Genomic DNA, 19,956 nt, shown 5'->3' with positions numbered 1-19,956 from the left:
TACCAGTTCTTTTTATTGTCTACTATATGAATTCGGACTATTTATCAAGAGGCAGCTGGTAGATCAATTCGCCGTGTTGATCTCTTTCAATGAAAGTAAAGCCGAGCTTCTCCAATAGCCGTATTGAGACCGTGTTTTCCGGTTTAGCTCCTGCATTCACAGTGGCGTATCCTTCTGCCATCAAATGATTACATAGGGCTTGGACGACTTCGCCGGCATAACCTTGTCGTGCATAAGCTGGAGCAATTGTGTAGCCTATCCAAATGGTATCTTGCTCCTCTTTTAAATAGATATCACCAATCAATTGTGTTGTAGCTGATAAAGTGATGGCGAGCTGTGCACCTTCTGTTAGTTTTTGTTGAACCAGGAGTATTTCCCGATAGGCCTCTTCTGATAAGCCTTTGAAGCCTTGGTATTTCATCCAGTCAAGATTATTCCGATACGTAATGAACGCCTTCAGATCCTCTTCTTCAAATGGACGGATGTGACAACGGTTTGATTTTAAATACATGATCATTTCCTCGATTTTCTTAAGCTATTTTGATTGTACAATACTTATGGAGTTTCACAAAATCCTTTTAAAACATTATAGGCGTCTACTGATTTTTATAGTACAGTAGAGAAAAGCAGAAAAAAATCGGTAATGACATTCAATGGAGCGACTCCTTTTCTGCGGTAAATCAGGAGGATAGATGAGAACTATGATGATTGAAGAAGTACTGCTGTTTTTAGAAGAGCATGCCTCAGAAAAATATAAGAAAAATGTTGTGAAGCTGGGAATACCAGAAGCGGAAACGATTGGTGTTGCGACAGCGGATTTGAGGAAGCTGGCAAAGAAAATGCCGAAGGACAAGGTGTTTATTCAGGCGCTTTGGCAGACAGGGTACCATGAATGTAAAATTCTTGCCGTGCTGGCACTGAGACCTGCTGATTTTAGTGATGAAGAAACTGCCTCATTTATGGAAGAAATCTATTCATGGGATTTATGTGATTTATTCTGTAAAACTGTGTTGATCAAAAAAGAAGACTATGGGCAGTGGATCAGAAGCTGGATTGGAGAGGATCGTCTGTACTATAAACGTGCAGCGTTCACACTGATTGCCAGTACCTCAACACATGCAGAACTGACAAATGATGAAATCGATACGTATCTGGAGTTGATCAAGACAAATAGTGAAGATGATCGTCTATTGGTAAAAAAAGCTGCCTCGTGGGCACTACGAGAGCTTGGGAAAACCAATGAGGAAGCAAGGGAAATGAGTATAGAGGCCGCTGCTTGGCTAACTGAGCAAGAATCTAAAGCACAGCAATGGATCGGAAAAGATGCACTGAAGGAGCTGCCTTTGTTAGTGAAAGTCAGTGGTCGCAGTCGCTTGATTTCCTCCAAGTCAAAAATGGGTAAGGAAGTATAAGAATAGTATATGAAGAAGAGGCTGAGCCAAAAGTGGAATGCTCCGAGAATTAAGAAGAAGTATACGAAAATAGCTTTTCCTATTTTCAGTATCCAAGTAGGTACTTTGCCACATCAGCTCTACTGCGGTGGTTGCTGTGTGCTAAAGCAATTTCGGCTGAATTTCGAAGGAGCTGCTTTTGGCTCGCCGTTTATTCGTGTTTAGAGTGTGGGACAATTCCTAATTTGGTTATTGTCTTACACTCTTTTTATTAGCGATAGGGCAGTTCAATGATTGTTTCCTGCTTTGACAGGTCGATTTCTTCGTCGCTTAGGTAATATTCGTAAGAGCGATTCATGAAGATCCCGCCGTTTGCTTTGATTTCTTCAAAAAGCCGGCGATAGATGTCGATCATCCCCTGATCATAATCACCTACATATAGGACAGATACAGCTTTATATGAGGGTAAGCGATAGGCTTTGATCGACTCGTTTTCAGGAATCAGCTTGTCTACAGGAAAACCAATCTCCATTTCAATTTGTGATTCGTCCAGCTTGCCGGTTTCATCCATGTTTTTAAAGGAGACAAATGGATTACTGAGTATGGCGGCGCCCTGTTCAGAAATATATTTCCCGATTTCCATAAAGGTTGGTCCAATGATTTTTGGAAGCTCTGTAACGTTTAGACCTGTATGGGTAATGGAGATGATGATTTGCTCAGGCTTTGTGATTTTTTCGATGTTCATGGTCATGCTCCTTTCGTTTTTAAGGAAGAATCACTATCAGAGTAATCACGCTCTCTAGAAGGTGCACAAGCTGAACTCTGATAAAATAAGTGAAACAATGCATTGTTTTCTATAGTCTATCATGGCAGAGTGCCGAATCATGTCATATTATAAATTGTTTTCTAAAAAATACTTGGCATGAGCACAAACCGTTTCTTTGACCCATTCCGGTTCGATGATTCGAACATTTTTTCCAAAGGGGAGCAGAAAGCTGTAGAGATCGTCGATTCGGGAAAATTCAAAGGTAATATTATAGCTGTTGTCCGCATTGACCGTAGCTTTTTCGTGGAAAAAGCGATCATAAAGATTATAGGCGATCCGTTTGCTGAATTGCAATGTGACTTGGAAGGTATCAACTAAGGCGTCGATATCCTCGGGTAATTCTGGATGAAAACTTTCATCCAGCAGCTGAACAGATTTGATACTCTCTATTGGGAAAAGGCGGTATTGCTGTTCTTCTGAAAGGTGTGCAAGCAGAAACCATGATTGCCCTCTAAAAATGATTTTTAGCGGCTCGACAGTCAGCAGCATCGTCTGACCGTGCTTGCTGTAGAAAATGAATGTCACTTTTCTTGTCAGCAAAACAGCTTTTCTCACTATCGAAAAGGTATCGTCTCCGTCAGGGAGCGAGGAAGGCAGGCTGATTTCAATCCAGTCTTTCAACTGGAAGACAGATTCAAATTTATGCAGGAGCTTATCTGTTTCCAGAATTCCTAAGGATTTTAGGAGGTTGAGTGCTAAAAAAAGATCTTCCTGCTGTGACCCGTTAAGTAATGCTTGATCCAATGTAAAGGAATCGTCTAAAAAAATTCCGCCGTTTTTTCCTTTGATGGAATAAACCGGGATTCCGGAAAGGCTTAACGCATCGATATCTCTGTAAATCGTGCGAGAAGAGACCTCGAAGCGTTCTGCCAGTTCTTTGGCAGTAGTTTTCTTGCGGTATAAAAGGATCAATACGGTTTCCAGCATTCGATTGATTTGCATCATATCACCTCGTTATAGTTCATTTATTTAAACCGTTGCCTGCTGAACATCGAAAATAATCAACAAGAGCTTAATGGAAAATTATTTAGTGATGCCTAGGATTTTCTTTTCAGCAGCTGTAAGTGGAAATTCTGTCTCCGTCGGCAGGTCTATTTTTCCTATATCCCCTGTACCCAACAGTTTCTTAGCTTCACGAACTTCGGCTGTGATATCTGTGATTTTCGTTGTCCATTGATGGACATATTTTTCCACCATTTCCCCACGTAGTCCAAGCTGGATCGCTTTTCTTTCCATTGGTTGAGAGTAGATATCTTTGTCCGGGTCCCATTGACATCTAACTAAAGCCTGTTTCCCCTTCTCCCGCCAATTTTCATCCGTCTGATAAATTTCTTTATTGTAAGTTGATAAAACAACTCCCTGAAGGATTTCGCGAAACCCTTCAATCGATAGGTCAATTGCGAGTATCCGCTCCTGTCCTTCTTTCGATGCCCATCCAGCCCGATACATCATCCAAAGAAAGGACGGCTTGATCCAAGTCATTCGCTCCATTTTGAAATGCGGACCGAAATGTCCAAGTTTAATGGCCTCGTCAGCAATTGTATGATTATATGCTTGATAAACACGAATGGTCTGCGCATCAAAAGATGCATAAATTTTTTTCTCCATGATTTTTCTCCTGTAAAAAAGTTGTTATCATTATTGTATAGTAGACGATGCGACTTGAAAAGCGTTGTTTAAACAGCGTATCCTGTGTCAGAAAAAAAATAAATTTATTGAAACCAATCGCGAACTTTTCGGCACTATTATAGTAAAGGGGTGAAAAAAATGGGGAACAGCAAAAATGAAGAAATCGTTTGGGTGAAAAGGGCAATTAAAGGAGACAAAGAGGCGTTGGGCCTCATTTTAGAAAAAAATCAGGCGTATATCTATAAGATGGCCTATATTTATACAGGCAATCAACAGGATGCACTGGATATTTTGCAGGAGGCAGCGGCACAATCAGTTGATGCAATCCGTACGCTGAAAGAACCAAACTATTTTTTAACATGGTTTTGTAAGATCATGATTCGCCAAACTGGGAAGCTGTTCAAGAATAGACAGCATGAAGTGTTAGTTGAGGGAAATCAGGAATGGGTGGATCGAGCAGGCCTTATATTTACGGATAGTACTTCCATAGATATACTGAAGGCGGTCATGATGTTGGAGGATAAGTATCGATTGGTGCTGCAGCTGTATTATTATCAGGATTTTTCCGTCAGGGAGATTGGTCAATTATTGGAGCTGAAAGAAGGGACAGTCAAAACAAATTTGAAACGAGGGCGTGAACAGCTTCGTAAAATACTGGGGGAGGATTATTATGACAGATCAAGATAAAGAACTTTTTCGAAAAGCCGTTGATCAGATCAGCGTTCCAAAAAATGAAGTTCAGCGAGCATTGGCTCGCGGGCTTCAAGCGGCACCTGCAGCTAAACCAAGGCGAGCTGGCTTGTGGGTTGAGATCAGTGTGACATTGGCAGCGGTGGCCAGTATCTTGATTTTGGTACGTGTCACTATGCTGAAACCAGAAACATCTAAACCGAACGACTTGCTTACTACAGTTTCTTCAACAGTAACCGAACCTATGATAAGCAGAGGAGAACTATCAGCGTATAATTGGCGGACAGCAGATGAAACCTTTTATTCTTTTTCAGTTGGTGAAGTGCAGGTGAAAGCACTAAATCAGGAGTCGGTATTTTATGGCTATACGATTGTGGGGGATACATTGCAGTTATTTGATTCGACAGAGACGATTCAATATTCTTATACACTGACTAAGGAAGGTCAAGCTATTACTTTGACACCAGTAGAGGATGAGTCAGAGAAGATAGTGCTGGAGCCGATTATTGTAAAGAGATATACACAGGCAGACGTGGATGCGTTGGAGACTGAGACAGCTCCTGATTTAATTGCTCATGAATGGATGATGGAGGGCGATGATGATGAGGCTTTCAGTATTTTGACTTTTGATGCTGCGATATTGAAAAATACTCTGGATGATAATGACACGGTGATTTTTGGTACGTATACAGTCAATGGTAATGAAATACAAATTACTTATGATGCGATAGGCGGGCTTCATTCGAGTTATCATATCTATAGAGATGGCGACAGGCTTGTTTTTTGGCCATCAGATGCAAATGACCATAAGGAAGAGCGGCAAATGGTTCTGGAGCCTAGAAAATAAAAAGTTGAAACCATTTCGGTTGTTTTCGGCACTATTCTAATGAAGTGGCTATTTTCTGCCGCGGATCAGTAAACGAGGAGAGTGACAATGATGAAACGAACAATTGGGAAGTGGGTAGTTTTAGGAGTTAGTGTTGTATTGATGGGCGGTACTGTTTTGTTGTATACCATGAATAATTCAGCAGATGCCGGTCAGGAAAGCGGACCGGGAGCAAAGCTGAATAAGGTAGCGAAGAAACCATTTGCTTTACCGGAAAAAGCAGAAACAAGTGCGGTCGAAGAACCAACTGTTGCTGGGACAGCTGCTGTACGCCCAATCGAAATTGAGCATGGAGCGCAGGTAACGAAGGAAGATCTGATGAAATATAAGTGGATTGTAGTAGACATGCACTCGGAAGCAGGGGAAGAAGGTTTCGCGTCGACTACATTTGCAACGCTCCATACGTTTACTGAAACGGAACGGAAAATGATAACTATAGACAGACAAACAGGCGAAACCCTCGAAAATGTCAAGGGAGCCGATACAGGGAGTATCTATACGTTGATTGGGGACATATTCCATGAAGAGTTCCAACGCTGCAGGCGACCTATCAGCTAAGCTGGCAAGGGAGCAGGATACTTTTTAATCCCTATGATGAATACGATCACAAGGAAGAACGCCAATCAATGCTGCAGCCGGTTGAAATCGTAAAATAGGATAGTTTTTACAAATGTGAAAAAAACACTTCGAGTCGTGAATAAATCAGGCGACTCGAAGTGTTTTTTCTAATTTTTCTGAACGGGGAATTGAATTTCTGTCAGCCATTCTTCCTCGGTGTCTTTGTTCCATAAACCATCGATGTAATGCTCTCGAGGCGCGCCAATGATTTCATAGCCGTTTGTCTCAATAAAACGAATCGCAGCAGCATAGGCCTTCGGAAAGCCTTCGTAGGCACCTTGATGGAGAACACAGATGGCTGTATCGACTTTTGGAAATTCTTTGAAGGTAATTCTTTCGCTGTCTTCCTTCTTCTCAACAACAGCTTCACAGATTTCCGCATCAATATCTTCTTCTCGGTATTCGCCGTCATGATAGATATTGAAGCAATAGCCGGGCTCGATACATTCACAGCCCAGTTGCTCCATTTCCGCACCCATTGCCGGTACATGAGAAAATAATGCGCCGTAATTAGGCAGCTGAATACGCATTGCAGCAACAGTGACTTCAGGCAGCTCCTTGATGACTGGATGATAGGCTGTTTCTTCATCCTTCGTCTGGACATAGCCTTCCAGTAAAGAGAGCATCGTCATTCGATCAGCGATTTCTTTCATTAGCTGCTGCTTTTTCCTTTTCAGAAGATTTTCTTCATGAGTACCGCTTTGTGCCTGTTTGATCTCATCTAACGAGAAGCCGATTTTTCGCAACGCAATCAGCTGATGAAGTACAGGCAGTTGGCTGGAGCTGTAATAACGGTAGCCGTTTTCCGGATCGATGAACTGGGGGTTTAAAAGACCAACGTCATCGTAGTGCCGCAGAGCTTTGATGGTGACGTGATTCATACGGGAGAACATGCCGATACGGTAAAGCTTTTCCTCTTCTTTCTTGCATTCGAGATTCATAGATGATCCCCTTTCTTATTACTCTATTTGATTTGTAGGTTAATTTATTGAGCTGATCCCCGAAAATCGGGGAATCAGCGTATAGTTGTTATTCCCAACGAAACAGCTTGATGGCTAGTGAACCGCAAATCAAGGTGATGGTAACCATCAATAAGATGATCATCAGCGGATTTCCAATCGGTTCATTTAGTGTGATCGATTTTAACAGCTTGATCCCCTGTGTCAGAGGCAGGACGCTTGCGACATTCTGGAAAGCCTTTGGAAATAGCTCAAAGGGAATGACTGCTCCGGATAAAAACAACATTGGAAAATAGACAAAGGTGCAGACCAGATTAGCGATTTTCAGTGTTGGGCATAGACTGGCGATCAGCATACCGATACTGTACATAGAAAGCATAACCAAGAAGTACGCACCAATCAATAGCAGCCAGCTGCCATTCATCTGATAGCCTAGAAAAACCGTTGCGGTAAAAATGATCGTAAGTGCAGAAGCAACAGCCGTTAGCGTGCCGACGAAAAACTGAACCGTCAGGATTAAGGTCGGACTGGCAGGAGTCACACAATAATGCTTCAATATCTTTTTATCGCGATAGTCACAAATTGTCAATGGTATCCCCATAAATGCAGTGGCACAAATCCCGACTGCAAGCAGGGAGCTGAAGCTGCTGTCTAAAAAAGTATAATCGCCGTTTGCGACCTGCTGATTGCCGGCGATAAAAGAAATAAGTACGAGGATTCCCAGCGGCATACCGATACCAAAGAGTACACCATCCAGAGAACGTAGGCCCAGCTTTCCTTCGATTTTGACTAATGTTAGAAATTTACGCATAGCTTACACCCTCCATATGATATAGATACGCATCCTCCAAAGTAGAGGCTCCGCTTTGTTCGATCAATTCTGCAACTGTTCCTTCAATCACTTTTTTTCCTCGATTGATCAGATAAAGGTAATCACAAAGTGCCTCTGCTTCTTCCATGTAATGAGTGGTCAGAAAGATCGTGATACCAGATGCTTTTAGTTTCTTCAAGATTCCCCAAACTTCTCTCCTAGCTTCTGTGTCCAAGCCGGTAGTCAGCTCATCTAAGAAAATGATTTCAGGATTAGGGATCAAAGCAAGAATGATCGATAGCTTTTGTTTTTCACCACCAGATAATTTTTCAACCGGTTGCTTTTCATAGTGGGAGAGATGAAAGGTCTCCAGTAGTTCTTTGTAATCTTTCGGATGATCGTATAAAACAGCAATCTCTTCGCATAGCTCGGCCACCTTGATATTGTTCTGATAGCTAGAGGCCTGCAGCTGAACACCGATTTTCTGAAACAGTGTCTTACGATTTTTTCCAGGGGCCTCCCCAAGTATCTCAACCTGCCCGCTATTGAATTTTTTGATGCCTAAAATACATTCGATCGTTGTGGTCTTTCCAGCCCCATTCGAGCCAAGCAATCCAAAAACCTGTCCTTTGGATACGGAAAATGAGAGCTGATCAACAATTGTGCGATCCCCTATTTTTTTGACTAAGTCGTTAACAATAATGTGATTTTTCATTAGAATTCCTCCTCTCAGTAAGAGCATATATCCTCCCCTAGCGGGAGGGTCAAGGAGAGTTATAAACTTTTTTAAGAAAAACGAAGAGGAAAATTAATTTTTTGAGGGTAAACTGTTGACTTAAAGTTGACTCTAACCTTTAAACTGTGATTATACAGGTGTTTCGAGAAGATTGAGATGAGCGTCGTTGCTCATATAGTTGCATAAAAATATGAAAGGATGGCTGAAGGATGACTAAGAAAATACGTGTCCTACTTATGGAAGATGAAAAAAACGCAGGCTTTGATATAGTCAAAGTTTTATATGAGAAGCTGGTTGGGTTGTTGGAAGAGAGTAGAGAAATTGAGCTGATGGTTTCGTCTTATTCGGAAATGAAGCAGCGGTTTGTCTCGGCAGATGTTGTATTGGTGGGTTATCCAAATAGAGAACTGATTCCGCGGTTGGCTTATCTATATGGCAAAACGACCTATGTGGATATGATCGACCTTCCGGCGTACAGTGTAATGGATGCAGAGGGAGTCATGAGGCAGATCATGGCAATCAAAGAAATGGACCAACAGGATTTTACTGTGCATCATCAAAATAAATGGAGCATCTTATGTTCATTTAAAAAGGAGAAAAATCGTGTGTAACAATAGTTGGAAATAAAAAAAGAGGCTGAGCCGAAAACGGGCTGCTCCTTCAGCGTAATTCCGAGGGAGCAGCTTTTGGCTCGCCATGTATTCGTGCTTAGAGTGTCAGACAATGTCTGTTTTGATGATTGTCTGACACTCTTTTTTTCATCTCGTTCAGTACATTGATTTTTGGCTGCGGATTGCATAGGCATCCAGCAGGATTCTGGCAATGACAGATAAGGGGAGTCGAGAGCGAACTTCATAATCTGGAAAGTAAGAGCCCTCGGATTTAAAACCGATACATGCCAGCTCTGACAGGTTGACCAGCTGACTTGTTCGATTGGCGGAAATCGTCAAGGTACTGATTTCCTGATCGTAGCAATTCTGTGCAGCAATAACCAATTCAGGTGTTTCCCCATTTAGAGAAACAAAAATCACAAAATCGTCCTTATCCAGCTTTTTACTGATACTTTTGATGATATTTGGATCGGTGTGCATTTGCGAATATTTTCCGGCAAGCTGGAATTTGACCATCATCTCTTCGGCTATCAGCTCAGAGAAGCCGCGGGCGAAGATGACGATGCGTTTTGCTGAGTAGCATTTTTGAACAACATCTTCAATCACGCCGCTGTCGATCATATTGATCGAGCGAATGACCTCCTGTTCGTTTTTCAGGATTGCCTTTTTTATTTCATTATCTACTTTTTCAACGACTGAAAAATTGACTGCTGTGTTTGCCTGATCTTTTAGGGAGTGCTTAAAGGAAGTAAAGCCCTCATAGCCCTTTTTCTTCATAGTTCGAACAATAGTAGCAGTAGATACATTGGCTTCCTCGCTTAGCTTAACGATTGAGTAGGAGGGAATCTGTTCAATATTTTCCTGAATAAACTGCCAGAGATATTTTTCCGTTTCGCTTAGTTGGGCACTCATAGTTTTTCTCCTCTTTCATTGGTAGATAAAATGATGCTGCTGTGTATCGTGGATCAAAAACACGATAGAATGATTTGTCTTTATAGAAGGTATTGTACCTTCTTTTTTTATTTTGTAAAAGTTTTCATCGATCCGTACCGTTTTAGAAAACATTTTCCGAAATTTCTGTAGCATAATAAAAGCAAGAAAGAGACAGGAGGAAGGGGATACGATGGCAGCAATATATACCTGCACGATGAATCTGGCAATCGATCTATTTATCGAAACAGATACAATGCAGCCGGATGTCGTAAATCGAAGTGTCGATGATGACATTCAAGCGAATGGGAAAGGCGTCAATGTGTCACTGATTTTGAAACAACTGGGGTTGACCAGCACAGCACTTGGTTTTAGTGCTGGCTTCACTGGGGCCTATATCAATCAGTTTTTAATAGAAAAAGAGATTCAAACAGATTTTGTAGAGGTGGAAGGGATGACTCGAATCAATGTGTTTACACAGGTCAATCATCCGAAAAGTGAATACAAACTGGTGAATAAAGGGCCGAATATCCCAAAAGAAAAAATCAGTCGATTACTGGAACAGGTTCGGAAAATCCCTGCAGGCAGCTACCTGTGTATTTCAGGAAGTTTGCCGCAGGGGGTAGAGCCGGAGATTTTTCGAGAAATTGGTAAGCTGACAGCACAAAATGGTGTTCATTTAATTATTGATACCAGTTATCAAAATGTATTGGATTGCTTGCCCTATCATCCATTTTTACTGAAGCCGAATGAAGATGAGCTGGCAGAATGGTTTGGCAAGGAGACGCTAACCTTTGAGGAGTGCATTATTTACGGAAAACAGCTTGTTGCAGAGGGCGCCCAGCATGTATTGGTATCCCTTGGCAGCGAGGGCGGTCTGTATATAACAGAGGATGCAGTATTTCACGGGAATGCGCCAAAGGGAAAAGTAGTAAATACTGCCTGTGCCGGCGATACGTTATTGGGTTGCTTCATCGGAAATTATTTGAAGGAAATACCTGTGGAAGATAATTTGGCCTATAGCTTAGCTGCCGCCAGTTCGACAGCCTTTCAAAAAGGATTGACAGATTTATCAGATGTAGAAGCGTTGGGTCGACAGATACAGATCAGAAGATTATGAGAGCATTTATCAAGGGAGAAAGTTAGTTAAGTAGGAAGAGGATCGCATCAACAATAAGAGGGAGGAAAAAGTAATGAGTAGTTACAAAATAGTTGCGGCAACAGGTTGTCCGACAGGGATTGCCCACACGTATATGGCACAGGAGGCATTGGAGCAGGCTGCGAAAAGAAAAGGTGTGACGATCAAGGTCGAGACGCATGGACAGGTCGGAATAGAGAATGCACTGACGGACGAAGAAATTGCTGCGGCAGATGCGGTGATCATCGCAGCCGATAAGGATGTACAGGCAGAGCGTTTTGCAGGAAAACGAGTAATCGAAGTTTCTGTAAGCAAAGGAATCAAAGAACCGGATCAGCTGATTGAAGACGCATTGGCAGGAAAAGGTACAATCAGAAAAGGAACTGGGACAAAAAACGATGACACAAGCAAAACTATTGAGACAAAGAGTTCTACAGGAATTGGACACAGCATTTATAAAAATTTGATGAACGGCGTTTCTCATATGCTGCCTTTTGTGGTCAGCGGTGGGGTTTTGATTGCTATTTCTTTCTTGTTTGGGATCTATTCAGCAGATCCGAGCAGCAGCCAATACAATGAATTTGCGGCACAGCTGAAGGATATCGGTGGTCTGGCTATGGGGATGATGGTACCGATCCTATCAGCGTTTATCGCAGAAGGAATCGCCAAACGCCCAGGCTTAGTTGTAGGTTTTGTCGGCGGGCTCGTTGCTTCGAATGGCGGGACAGGCTTTCTTGGAGGAATTGTTTCCGGATTCTTAGCAGGATACGTGATTCTTGGATTGATGAAATTATTCAGCTCATTGCCAAAATCTTTAGACGGACTAAAAGCCATTTTCCTTTATCCGGTATTAGGTGTCTTTATCACAGGGATGATCATGACACTGGTTTCTGAACCGATGTCATCGATCAATCAGGCGATGATGGATTTTCTGGCGGGTTTCCAAAATTCAAGCCCATTGATCCTAGGCGTCATTGTCGGCTGTATGTGTGCTTTTGATATGGGTGGACCAATCAACAAAGCTGCTTATGTAACAGGTACAGCACTACTGGCAGAAGGAAATACCAGCTTCATGGCGGGCGTTTCAGCAGCATGTATTGCACCCCCTTTGATTACAGGCGTTGCAGTGATTTTATTTGGAAAATATTTTGATACGAATGATAGAAATGCCGGATTGGTCAATATTATTTTGGGCAGTACCCATATCACGGAGGGGGCAATCCCGTTTGCGGCAAAAGATCCGATTCGTGTGCTGCCGACAATGATGCTGGGCTCTTCAATAGCTGCTGTATTGACTTATATGTTCAAGGTTCAGGTGCCTGCACCTCATGGAGGTTTTCTGGTACTGCCTGTTGTGACTCACGGTCTGCTTTGGGTAATTGCCATTTTAGCCGGTTCACTTGTTGGCGGTGTGATTTTAGGGTTGATTCAAAAGCGCAGAGTTGAGAAAGCTGCTGCATAAATGCAACAGGTACATTGGCGTATTTCAAGTGTGTTAGAGAAATGACTTTCAGGAGGAATAGTATGAGCATGATCACAAAAGACCATATATTTTTAAATCAGACACACGCTAGTCGAGAAGCTGTCTTCCAGTTTCTCGCAGAGAAGGCGGTGGAATTGACTATTGCTGCTTCTGCTCAACCGGTACTTGAAGCATTGGAGCTGAGAGAATCGGAAGGAACAACTGGTATGATGGATGGTTTTGCGATCCCACATGCTAAAAGTGCAGCGATTACAACGCCAAGTGTTATGATCGTCAGCTTTACGGAAGGTGTGGAGTGGGATAGTTTAGATGGACAGTCGATTCGTTACGCAATTGCGCTATTTATTCCAGATGGCGAAGCGGGTACAACACATCTGCAGCTGCTGTCTAAAATTGCCCGAATGCTGATGAAGCAGGAGTTCAAGGAGCAGTTTGCCGCATCACAGACGTCAGAAGCGTTATGTGAGCTGTTTACAAAATATTTGGATGGAGAGTAGAAGATGAGAACAATCAGTCAGGAAAAATATGAAAAATTGAAAAACACAGCGAATGCTCAGGGGGTTATCGGTGCTTTAGCGATCGATCAAAGAGGAGCCTTGAAAAAGATGTTTCAAGCAGAAGGAAAGCCTGCTGAGCAAAAGGATATCGAAGAGTTCAAACGTCTGGTATCGCAAGAGCTGACCCCTTACGCTACATCAATTCTGTTAGATCCTGAGTATGGGTTACCGGCATCTCAGGCTCGTGCTGCATCGTGTGGTTTGTTGCTGGCCTATGAAAAAACCGGCTATGATACAACGGTGCCCGGTCGTCTGCCGGACAGCTTGGATGTTTGGTCAGTCAAGCGTTTGAAGGAAGCTGGAGCAGATGCTTGTAAGTTCCTATTATATTATGATGTGGACGAGGCACAAGCGATCAATGAGCAAAAGAAGGCATATATGGAAAGGATTGGTTCCGAATGTGTCGCAGAAGGACTGCCGTTTTTCCTTGAGCTGGTTTCTTACGATGCTGAAATGACCGATTCCAGCAGTGAAGCATATGCGAAAATCAAACCAAAAAAAGTGATTGAGATGATGAAGGAATTTTCTGATCCGCGCTATAACGTAGATGTTTTAAAGGTGGAAGTGCCGGTAAACATGAATAAGGTAGAAGGCTATGGTGACACTGTCTGTTACACTCGTGAAGAAGCGTTGGCCTATTTCAAGGAGCAGAGTGACGCAACTGATCTGCCCTTCATCTTTCTGAGTGCCGGCGTTAGCTCACAGCTGTTTCGTGAAACGCTTCGATTTGCCAAAGAAGCGGGATCGACCTTCAATGGCGTATTGTGTGGACGAGCGACTTGGGCGCAAGGTGTCGAGCCTTATGCTGTATCAGGAGAAGCAGCAGCAATTTCTTGGCTGCAAAAAGAAGGTAGAAAGAACATCGAAGAGCTGAATGAAGTGCTGGCTGAAACTGCCGCTTCATGGTTTGATAAGCTGAAGATGAAATAAATTGAGAAGAACACAGGAAAGTATTCTGTAAAGAATGCGATCCTGTGTTCTTTTATGTGTGAGTAGAGCAGCTTTTAGTTGTCATTGAAGAAGATGTCACTCATTTCTCACTGTAACTATTCTGTTTAACTAATTTTACCGCTTGTTCCTTGTTACCATCGATCAATGCCTGATAAAGGTCATTATGGATTTCTGTATTATCCGCATAATCCTTCAGTTTTAGGACTTGTCCGCTAAGATAGGTTTTCAATTCAGGTTTGATTTCCTCATACCACTTAGCTAGAAAAGGATTTTTAGCCAGCTCGATTATTTTTTGATGGAAAGCTAAATCGGCAGTGACATATTCGGAAAATTTCCCATTCGCCAACAACTGATTTCTTAGAAATAGTTTCTCTTTCAGTGTCAGCATCTCTTCCGGGTCGAATCCATACGTGATGATCGAGGTCACAGCCTGAGTTTCCAGCATTTCTCGAGCAGTTAATAGTTCATCAGAAGAATAATCTCCTGTATAAGCCAGATTTTTTATATATGTGCCTGAGCCATGTCGGACATCAAGCACATTGGAGAATGCAAGAATTTTGACAGCCTCTCTCAGCGTAGAACGTCCAACATTGAGAGTAGAAGCCAAGATGGTTTCATTAGGCAGCTTTGTCCCTACAGGAAGCTCCTTGTTATTGATGTAAATAATCAATTCTGAGATCGTCTCGTTTACCAGGTTTCTTTTAGTGTCTGTCATTTGTCGTCAACTCCAATTTTTTTGCTAGATTTCCCCCGACCAATGCCAGAAGTAGGCTGCCAATGATGATTTGATAGGTCAGGCTGTTGTAATTATTGGTCAAATCAATGATAACACCCATGAATATTGGGAGCAAGCCGCCAATGATATAGCCGAAGGACTGCGTCACACCTGTCCAAAGACTGGCTTCATCAGGGGTTTGTGTTGCTTGGATAGGAAACAGCATCGCTATTGGGAAGAAGCCTCCTGTTCCGATGGCCAGCAGAATCACACCGATAGCATACATAGTTTCGATAGAAAATACTATAAGTAAAACTGAGCCAAGCATTGTACACAGAGAACAAAACATGATCCAGCTGCTGGTTTTCCCATACTTGTCCATCAATGCAGGGATAAGGAAGCTGCAGAGCATCTGAACACTGGTGAATGTCGTCAGTAATAAAATGCTGTGGGCAGAAGAAATCTGTTTGAATCTGAAAAATTCAGTGATCCATGTAATCAGACCATAAAAAATCCCCGACTGTACACCAAAGAAAAGAATCATCTTCCAAACGCTGCTGTCTTTCAGAGGGAAAGGCTCCTGTTGATTTTCTTTGTTCCCTCCTTTATTGTCCTCTTTTGGTGCATAGAGAAACCAAATAATTGCCGTTAAAAGAGCGGGTACTCCCCAAATACCTAGAGCAACAGAATAGTTATCAGAAAAATTACTTGTCAGCCAACTCGTCATGCTTGAAGCACTTACTGAGCCCAGCCCCATTCCCAGAGAGTAGATGCCGATCAACAAACCAGATTTGTTGGGAAACTCCTCCTTGATGAATCCGGACAATAAGGGCCCGGTAATTGCAACGGAAAAACCGATGAGAAGTGCACTGCTCAGCAATCCAAGATAACTCTGTACAAAAATTCTACTCAAGGTAGCAAGGCCTAACAGCATCAGTAACCCTAATATGCCGACACGTCGACCAAAGCGCCTTTGAAAGCGACTGATGAAAAATGCAAAGAGACCCATGCAGATCACAGGTACACTGGTCAGCAGACTAACCTTGAAATTAGTAAGCTGAAGCGTCGATTTGATAGCAGCAATAAGCGGCGGTACGCTGGATATCCCCAGTCGTAAATTGAATGAAACAATAAATATCAATAGAACATTTTTTAAATTCTTATTCATGAAACTCTCCTTATAACCAAAAATCATATGACGACTTTTTATACATCATATCATTTGTGGAGGGAGAAATGCAAGCTTACGTCGACTCGGTTTGATAAAGGAGTATCAAAGAGGCTTTCTTAATAGAAAATCTATACGAATTCTATTAAAGATTCATCACACGAAAAGTGACCGCTGTACAAAGTGTATAGCAAAGGAATTAGAAGCAGTGGCCATTTATTTAAACGGATTTATATAAACTTTTCTTGTAATGTTGACAGACTGTTGTCAGTATTTGTTTGCTATCATTGTATTGAAAGGAAGGGATTATTATGAAAAAAGAAATTACTGTACTACTTACAAAAAATTATGCGGATTGGGAAATCGCGTTTATCTGCCCTGAATTGAACAAGCGTAGTGAAGCGTTTCGTGTTACTTATATTGGTTTAGAGAAAACAGTGATCAGTATGGGTGGTTTGCCAGTGACCGTTGATTATACAATTGAGGAATACATGGAACAGATACGTAAGGAAAATCGGAAAATGGACATGCTATTGCTTTGTGGCGGCACATTCTGGGCAGAGACGAAGTATAAAGAGGCAATTGTTGAGGCACTTGTTAACGAATGCCTTGCACAAGGAAGTACGATTGCAGCAATTTGTGATGCGGTAACATTTTTAGCTTCCTATGCTTATTTGAATGAAGTCAAGCATGGAGGGAATTCATGGGAATACATAGCTAGTCAGTGTCCGGAGTACTCAGGTTCGTCCCTCTATCTAGAGAAGCAGTGTGTTCGTGATGGTCAGTTTATAACCGCAAATGGCACTTCTACATTGGAGTTTTCTGCTGCCATCATGGCGAGCTTTGAGGACTGGTCAAAGAAGGAAATTGAGGAATGGTACCTGCTTCAGAAAAAAGGTTACTATGAATCCTGATTAGTTCAGGTCATGATTTGAAGAATTAGCAGTCAGAAGCATGGGCTGTTTTTTTCTATTGTCAGCTTTTTTCAAGATCGTTCTAAACTTTACGGGTCGGCAAAGCAAATGATACTATATACATACTGACGGGATGAAGGAAGAAAAGTGGTGAGACAGCATGGAACTAAATGAAAAGCTGAAACAGCTAAGAAACGAACAAGGTTGGACACAGGAGCAGTTGGCAGAAAAGCTGTTTGTCTCAAGAACTGCTGTTTCAAAATGGGAGAGCGGGAGAGGGTACCCCAATATTGATTCGTTGAAGAATATCTCTCAGTTGTTTTCAGTTTCCATCGATGATTTGTTGTCCAATAAAGAGCTGCTTCTTGTGGCAGAAACGGAGACGCGGAATGATCGACTGGAAACTTTAAGTCTGGTGTATGCCATGCTGGATTTTCTGATCTTTTTATGTCTGTTTCTTCCGTTGTTTGGTCAACGAGATGGAGAGATCATTCGTATGGTATCCTTGGCCTTTTCTTCAGAGCTGACAACGACGAGAGGGATTATTTTTCTAATTGTGTTTATCATGATCGGGATACTTGGGGCAGTCGAGCTGTTCGCTTATTTGTTGAAGAAGAGTCAGTTGATGAAACGGGGGAGAGAGGCTTCTCTTATCCTCCATACAATGACAGTTTTGTTATTTTCTCAAGCACAGCTGCCGTATGTGACAGCCTACCTGTTCATGATCTTCATAATAAAAATTATTTTACTGATAAAAACAAGAAAATGATAAAACCAGTAACAGAGCCTTTGATACGAAAAGTATCAGGGCTTTTTTCTATTGATACGATTCGTTTCTTGTGGATCAGACAAAGAGAACAAATAATGAAGCTGTACCCCTTAAACGTATTTGGAAGGAGTGAACGTGTTATCCAATAGGATCTATACCTATTGAATAACAATTAAACGAAACATAAGGGGATAAAAAATCAGAGGTGAAAAAAATGAATGCGATAGATATACAATTGTTTCGAGGAATAAATAACTGGGCCAATCAATTTTCCGGACTTGATACGGTCGGTACCATCATAGCAACATATTTTCCAGTTTTTTTAGCAGTTTTTCTGATTGTGAAATGGTTTCAAAAAAGAAGGGATTCGGCGTATCGTGTCATGCTGTTGATTTCGATCATATCCTTTATTTTTTCGGAAATTATAGCGAAATTGGTAGGAAAACTGTACGAGCATGTCCAGCCGTTTGCGGCATTATCAAATGTCCATCAGCTGATCGAAAAGGAGGTCGGTAACAGCTTTCCCAGTGACCATACAGTTCTGATCTTCAGCTTTATGATTGTTTTGTTTCTTTATACAAAGAGCAAGGGACGTTACTTCTATCTTCTTGCGGCAATAACAGCCGGCTTATCTAGAATTTTTGTAGGTGTGCATTACCCTTCCGATGTAGCAGCCGGTGCAGGGATCGCAATTGTTGTGGGAAGCTGCTGTTATTATTTGATGAAGGATTCGGCGTTTTTAGAAAAGGTAGTTGACTTTATTACAGGAATTGAAAATAAAATTTTAGGGAGCTGAAAGGATAAAAAAGTTATCTCTTTAGCCGATAGATAAGGCGGGGCTAAATCCCTTTGTTATCCCTGAACTCAATGATCGTGCCTTCCGGTGCTGCAGCCTTGCATAGTGAACCATTGGCAACATGATAGATGATAGCTCCATTTTTCTTGATAAATACTTGTTCAGGTAAGTTACTGTTTTGAATGAACTGTTCAAGATTTTCCACCCAAAGACAGACATGGGCAATTCCTGTATACTCCTTGTTTTCGTGGCGGGATAATTCTCTTTTTCCAGTTTGCAGCTCGATATAGAACGAGCCTAGCTGCAGCCATGAGTTATAGCTTCTGCCATGAAAATTCGGTGTTTCTTCCGTCAGAGTGAATCCAATATGTTGATAGAAAGCCAGTGATTTTTCATAATCATTGGTTTGAATGCAAATATGATGAACAAATGTCATCGCCGAGGACCTCCATTATAGACTCTATTTTTGTACGTAGTTAGCTCCTATTTAGGAAAATGCTGTTGGATTTTTTTTAGAAGCTGCTTTGTTGTCGCTTGCTCTGATTTTGTGAGAAGGCTGGAAAGTGCCTCCTCCAGTTCAATGAAGATGGCTTGGATCTCTTGAACGGCGGTAATACCTTTATCTGTTAAATAGAGCTTTTTCTGACGCTCATTATTTTCAGGGATTTCTCGTGTGATATAGTGTTTTTTTTCCAAGGTCTTCAGCAGATTCGTGATAGTTGCATCCTGCTTTCCAAGGTAGATTGCCAGCTCTTTTTGAATCGTACCTGAGTTTGAAAAAATATAATTGAGTGTACGTGCCTGTTGAGTATTGAGATCGATTCTTTTCAAGCGATGCTGAATATATTCCTGCTGCAAATTATTGATTGAGTAGAGTTGCTCTGAAAGACTGTTTTCCATTCCGAATGTCATCATTACCACCTCGAATTTAATTGTTTGTTCTTCGAATAGTTTAAATCACAACCTTTAAGTTGACAACTATATTTTATCGTATTATTATGTGTATATCTAAAAGTTGTATTTACAACTTTTGGGCTTTGGAAGGAGAATGCCCTATGTCATTAACAGTGGAGCAACAAGAAAATACGATTGAAGAATTCAAGGAGAATGTTGCGTTGACAGGATTGACGACAGAACAGATCGCATTGGATCTGCATACGGATACAGCAACAATTGAACAGATTTTACAGTTATCCAGCCGCTCTATTGAAGATCCTTGGATCGTGAAAAATTATCTGACCGAAAAAATCATGGAGCTAGGCAAAGAACCGATTCCATTTTCAGCATTAGTTGGAGACTATCATGATTATTGGTTTTTAAATGCGAAAAAAATCGATCGAAAAAAAATACGTTGAACTTCGACAGTCCGGACGGCTAT

Annotated in this window: 25 protein-coding genes; 13 read left to right on the top strand and 12 right to left on the bottom strand. The window is 41.7% G+C overall.

The genetic code is table 11. The features are described from left to right. Positions 1 to 37: 37 nt before the first annotated feature. Positions 38 to 511 (bottom strand): GNAT family N-acetyltransferase, encoded by a 474-nt coding sequence (locus I6N96_RS10270; RefSeq protein ID WP_209557460.1) that lies wholly within the window; start codon positions 509 to 511, stop codon positions 38 to 40. Positions 512 to 692: 181 nt separating this feature from the next. Between I6N96_RS10270 and I6N96_RS10265 the strand changes: the two genes are divergently transcribed. Continuing rightward, positions 693 to 1,412, top strand: coding sequence for a DNA alkylation repair protein (locus I6N96_RS10265; RefSeq protein WP_245186918.1), 720 nt, complete (start codon positions 693 to 695; stop codon positions 1,410 to 1,412). Between the two features lie 250 nt (positions 1,413 to 1,662). Here the strand turns inward: I6N96_RS10265 and I6N96_RS10260 are convergent, their stop codons facing one another. The 3 genes from I6N96_RS10260 to I6N96_RS10250 form a co-directional block, all read right to left on the bottom strand. Beyond that, positions 1,663 to 2,136, bottom strand: a complete 474-nt coding sequence (locus I6N96_RS10260; RefSeq protein ID WP_209557459.1) for a GyrI-like domain-containing protein — start codon at positions 2,134 to 2,136, stop codon at positions 1,663 to 1,665. A 147-nt stretch (positions 2,137 to 2,283) separates the two neighbouring features. Next, positions 2,284 to 3,162, bottom strand: coding sequence for a helix-turn-helix transcriptional regulator (locus I6N96_RS10255; protein ID WP_209557458.1), 879 nt, complete (start codon positions 3,160 to 3,162; stop codon positions 2,284 to 2,286). A gap of 78 nt (positions 3,163 to 3,240) precedes the next feature. Then, positions 3,241 to 3,825, bottom strand: coding sequence for a DUF4291 domain-containing protein (locus I6N96_RS10250; RefSeq protein ID WP_209557457.1), 585 nt, complete (start codon positions 3,823 to 3,825; stop codon positions 3,241 to 3,243). Between the two features lie 159 nt (positions 3,826 to 3,984). Between I6N96_RS10250 and I6N96_RS10245 the strand changes: the two genes are divergently transcribed. From I6N96_RS10245 to I6N96_RS10235, 3 genes are all read left to right on the top strand, one after another. Beyond that, complete coding sequence (locus I6N96_RS10245; RefSeq protein WP_209557456.1) at positions 3,985 to 4,533, top strand: sigma-70 family RNA polymerase sigma factor; 549 nt, start codon at positions 3,985 to 3,987, stop codon at positions 4,531 to 4,533. Beyond that, positions 4,517 to 5,383 carry a hypothetical protein gene (locus I6N96_RS10240; protein WP_209557455.1) on the top strand — a complete coding sequence of 289 codons (867 nt, stop codon included), beginning with the start codon at positions 4,517 to 4,519 and terminating at the stop codon, positions 5,381 to 5,383. The genes I6N96_RS10245 and I6N96_RS10240 overlap by 17 nt, the downstream gene beginning before the upstream one ends. 87 nt (positions 5,384 to 5,470) lie before the next feature. Beyond that, the gene (locus I6N96_RS10235; protein WP_209557454.1) at positions 5,471 to 5,980 is read left to right on the top strand and encodes a hypothetical protein; all 510 of its coding nucleotides are present in this window, start codon (positions 5,471 to 5,473) and stop codon (positions 5,978 to 5,980) included. Between the two features lie 167 nt (positions 5,981 to 6,147). On the opposite strand, the gene I6N96_RS10230 is transcribed toward I6N96_RS10235, so the two are convergent. The 3 genes from I6N96_RS10230 to I6N96_RS10220 form a co-directional block, all read right to left on the bottom strand. Then, complete coding sequence (locus tag I6N96_RS10230; protein WP_209557453.1) at positions 6,148 to 6,981, bottom strand: MerR family transcriptional regulator; 834 nt, start codon at positions 6,979 to 6,981, stop codon at positions 6,148 to 6,150. 88 nt (positions 6,982 to 7,069) lie between these two features. Continuing rightward, complete coding sequence (locus I6N96_RS10225; RefSeq protein WP_209557452.1) at positions 7,070 to 7,810, bottom strand: ABC transporter permease; 741 nt, start codon at positions 7,808 to 7,810, stop codon at positions 7,070 to 7,072. Then, complete coding sequence (locus I6N96_RS10220; RefSeq protein ID WP_209557451.1) at positions 7,803 to 8,525, bottom strand: ABC transporter ATP-binding protein; 723 nt, start codon at positions 8,523 to 8,525, stop codon at positions 7,803 to 7,805. Before I6N96_RS10220 ends, I6N96_RS10225 begins: the two co-directional genes overlap by 8 nt. 230 nt (positions 8,526 to 8,755) lie before the next feature. Here I6N96_RS10220 and I6N96_RS10215 point away from each other — a divergent pair, with 230 nt between their 5' ends. Further along, the gene (locus I6N96_RS10215) at positions 8,756 to 9,157 is read left to right on the top strand and encodes a hypothetical protein (protein WP_209557450.1); all 402 of its coding nucleotides are present in this window, start codon (positions 8,756 to 8,758) and stop codon (positions 9,155 to 9,157) included. Positions 9,158 to 9,313: 156 nt separating this feature from the next. Here the strand turns inward: I6N96_RS10215 and I6N96_RS10210 are convergent, their stop codons facing one another. Next, entirely contained in the window at positions 9,314 to 10,069 is a 756-nt protein-coding gene (locus I6N96_RS10210) for a MurR/RpiR family transcriptional regulator (protein WP_209557449.1), read from the bottom strand. 211 nt (positions 10,070 to 10,280) lie between these two features. Here I6N96_RS10210 and pfkB point away from each other — a divergent pair, with 211 nt between their 5' ends. From pfkB to lacD, 4 genes are all read left to right on the top strand, one after another. Next, on the top strand, positions 10,281 to 11,207 hold the full coding sequence (gene pfkB, locus I6N96_RS10205; RefSeq protein ID WP_209557448.1) for a 1-phosphofructokinase: 927 nt from the start codon (positions 10,281 to 10,283) through the stop codon (positions 11,205 to 11,207). Between the two features lie 73 nt (positions 11,208 to 11,280). Further along, complete coding sequence (locus I6N96_RS10200; RefSeq protein ID WP_209557447.1) at positions 11,281 to 12,687, top strand: PTS fructose transporter subunit IIC; 1,407 nt, start codon at positions 11,281 to 11,283, stop codon at positions 12,685 to 12,687. Positions 12,688 to 12,749: 62 nt separating this feature from the next. After that, complete coding sequence (locus I6N96_RS10195) at positions 12,750 to 13,205, top strand: fructose PTS transporter subunit IIA (protein WP_209557446.1); 456 nt, start codon at positions 12,750 to 12,752, stop codon at positions 13,203 to 13,205. A 3-nt stretch (positions 13,206 to 13,208) separates the two neighbouring features. Continuing rightward, entirely contained in the window at positions 13,209 to 14,195 is a 987-nt protein-coding gene (lacD, locus tag I6N96_RS10190) for a tagatose-bisphosphate aldolase (RefSeq protein WP_209557445.1), read from the top strand. A gap of 100 nt (positions 14,196 to 14,295) precedes the next feature. On the opposite strand, the gene I6N96_RS10185 is transcribed toward lacD, so the two are convergent. Together I6N96_RS10185 and I6N96_RS10180 are read right to left on the bottom strand one after the other, a co-directional pair. Then, positions 14,296 to 14,931: a FadR/GntR family transcriptional regulator gene (locus tag I6N96_RS10185; RefSeq protein WP_209557444.1), complete on the bottom strand. Its 636-nt coding sequence runs from the start codon at positions 14,929 to 14,931 to the stop codon at positions 14,296 to 14,298. Further along, positions 14,918 to 16,099, bottom strand: a complete 1,182-nt coding sequence (locus I6N96_RS10180; RefSeq protein ID WP_209557443.1) for an MFS transporter — start codon at positions 16,097 to 16,099, stop codon at positions 14,918 to 14,920. Before I6N96_RS10180 ends, I6N96_RS10185 begins: the two co-directional genes overlap by 14 nt. A 311-nt stretch (positions 16,100 to 16,410) precedes the next feature. Here I6N96_RS10180 and I6N96_RS10175 point away from each other — a divergent pair, with 311 nt between their 5' ends. The 3 genes from I6N96_RS10175 (at position 16,411) to I6N96_RS10165 (ending at position 18,578) form a co-directional block, all read left to right on the top strand. Continuing rightward, a complete protein-coding gene (locus I6N96_RS10175; protein WP_209557442.1) occupies positions 16,411 to 17,013 on the top strand; it encodes a DJ-1/PfpI family protein in 603 nt (200 codons plus the stop codon). Between the two features lie 160 nt (positions 17,014 to 17,173). Continuing rightward, the gene (locus I6N96_RS10170; RefSeq protein ID WP_209557441.1) at positions 17,174 to 17,782 is read left to right on the top strand and encodes a helix-turn-helix domain-containing protein; all 609 of its coding nucleotides are present in this window, start codon (positions 17,174 to 17,176) and stop codon (positions 17,780 to 17,782) included. Between the two features lie 214 nt (positions 17,783 to 17,996). Further along, positions 17,997 to 18,578: a phosphatase PAP2 family protein gene (locus tag I6N96_RS10165; RefSeq protein ID WP_209557440.1), complete on the top strand. Its 582-nt coding sequence runs from the start codon at positions 17,997 to 17,999 to the stop codon at positions 18,576 to 18,578. Positions 18,579 to 18,621: 43 nt separating this feature from the next. On the opposite strand, the gene I6N96_RS10160 is transcribed toward I6N96_RS10165, so the two are convergent. Then, entirely contained in the window at positions 18,622 to 19,014 is a 393-nt protein-coding gene (locus tag I6N96_RS10160) for a VOC family protein (protein ID WP_209557439.1), read from the bottom strand. A gap of 47 nt (positions 19,015 to 19,061) precedes the next feature. After that, entirely contained in the window at positions 19,062 to 19,493 is a 432-nt protein-coding gene (locus I6N96_RS10155; protein WP_245186917.1) for a MarR family winged helix-turn-helix transcriptional regulator, read from the bottom strand. Between the two features lie 140 nt (positions 19,494 to 19,633). On the opposite strand from I6N96_RS10155, the gene I6N96_RS10150 reads away from it, so the two are divergent. Further along, complete coding sequence (locus I6N96_RS10150; protein ID WP_209557438.1) at positions 19,634 to 19,933, top strand: DUF2316 family protein; 300 nt, start codon at positions 19,634 to 19,636, stop codon at positions 19,931 to 19,933. Positions 19,934 to 19,956 lie beyond the last annotated feature (23 nt).

This window comes from Enterococcus larvae, assembly GCF_017830045.1.
Lineage (GTDB): Bacteria > Bacillota > Bacilli > Lactobacillales > Enterococcaceae > Enterococcus_L > Enterococcus_L larvae.
This window is presented reverse-complemented; position numbering and strand designations above follow the sequence as displayed.

Bases quoted from the DNA above. Each gene is read 5' to 3' on its own strand.
- I6N96_RS10245 (WP_209557456.1), top strand. From the start codon at position 3,985: ATGGGGAACAGCAAAAATGAAGAAATCGTTTGGGTGAAAAGGGCAATT.
- I6N96_RS10200 (WP_209557447.1), top strand. From the start codon at position 11,281: ATGAGTAGTTACAAAATAGTTGCGGCAACAGGTTGTCCGACAGGGATT.
- I6N96_RS10270 (WP_209557460.1), bottom strand. From the start codon at position 511: ATGTATTTAAAATCAAACCGTTGTCACATCCGTCCATTTGAAGAAGAG.
- lacD (WP_209557445.1), top strand. From the start codon at position 13,209: ATGAGAACAATCAGTCAGGAAAAATATGAAAAATTGAAAAACACAGCG.
- I6N96_RS10150 (WP_209557438.1), top strand. From the start codon at position 19,634: ATGTCATTAACAGTGGAGCAACAAGAAAATACGATTGAAGAATTCAAG.
- I6N96_RS10265 (WP_245186918.1), top strand. From the start codon at position 693: ATGAGAACTATGATGATTGAAGAAGTACTGCTGTTTTTAGAAGAGCAT.
- I6N96_RS10225 (WP_209557452.1), bottom strand. From the start codon at position 7,810: ATGCGTAAATTTCTAACATTAGTCAAAATCGAAGGAAAGCTGGGCCTA.
- pfkB (WP_209557448.1), top strand. From the start codon at position 10,281: ATGGCAGCAATATATACCTGCACGATGAATCTGGCAATCGATCTATTT.
- I6N96_RS10180 (WP_209557443.1), bottom strand. From the start codon at position 16,099: ATGAATAAGAATTTAAAAAATGTTCTATTGATATTTATTGTTTCATTC.
- I6N96_RS10210 (WP_209557449.1), bottom strand. From the start codon at position 10,069: ATGAGTGCCCAACTAAGCGAAACGGAAAAATATCTCTGGCAGTTTATT.
- I6N96_RS10185 (WP_209557444.1), bottom strand. From the start codon at position 14,931: ATGACAGACACTAAAAGAAACCTGGTAAACGAGACGATCTCAGAATTG.
- I6N96_RS10250 (WP_209557457.1), bottom strand. From the start codon at position 3,825: ATGGAGAAAAAAATTTATGCATCTTTTGATGCGCAGACCATTCGTGTT.
- I6N96_RS10240 (WP_209557455.1), top strand. From the start codon at position 4,517: ATGACAGATCAAGATAAAGAACTTTTTCGAAAAGCCGTTGATCAGATC.
- I6N96_RS10155 (WP_245186917.1), bottom strand. From the start codon at position 19,493: ATGATGACATTCGGAATGGAAAACAGTCTTTCAGAGCAACTCTACTCA.
- I6N96_RS10260 (WP_209557459.1), bottom strand. From the start codon at position 2,136: ATGAACATCGAAAAAATCACAAAGCCTGAGCAAATCATCATCTCCATT.
- I6N96_RS10220 (WP_209557451.1), bottom strand. From the start codon at position 8,525: ATGAAAAATCACATTATTGTTAACGACTTAGTCAAAAAAATAGGGGAT.
- I6N96_RS10235 (WP_209557454.1), top strand. From the start codon at position 5,471: ATGATGAAACGAACAATTGGGAAGTGGGTAGTTTTAGGAGTTAGTGTT.
- I6N96_RS10175 (WP_209557442.1), top strand. From the start codon at position 16,411: ATGAAAAAAGAAATTACTGTACTACTTACAAAAAATTATGCGGATTGG.
- I6N96_RS10160 (WP_209557439.1), bottom strand. From the start codon at position 19,014: ATGACATTTGTTCATCATATTTGCATTCAAACCAATGATTATGAAAAA.
- I6N96_RS10230 (WP_209557453.1), bottom strand. From the start codon at position 6,981: ATGAATCTCGAATGCAAGAAAGAAGAGGAAAAGCTTTACCGTATCGGC.
- I6N96_RS10195 (WP_209557446.1), top strand. From the start codon at position 12,750: ATGAGCATGATCACAAAAGACCATATATTTTTAAATCAGACACACGCT.
- I6N96_RS10255 (WP_209557458.1), bottom strand. From the start codon at position 3,162: ATGATGCAAATCAATCGAATGCTGGAAACCGTATTGATCCTTTTATAC.
- I6N96_RS10215 (WP_209557450.1), top strand. From the start codon at position 8,756: ATGACTAAGAAAATACGTGTCCTACTTATGGAAGATGAAAAAAACGCA.
- I6N96_RS10165 (WP_209557440.1), top strand. From the start codon at position 17,997: ATGAATGCGATAGATATACAATTGTTTCGAGGAATAAATAACTGGGCC.
- I6N96_RS10170 (WP_209557441.1), top strand. From the start codon at position 17,174: ATGGAACTAAATGAAAAGCTGAAACAGCTAAGAAACGAACAAGGTTGG.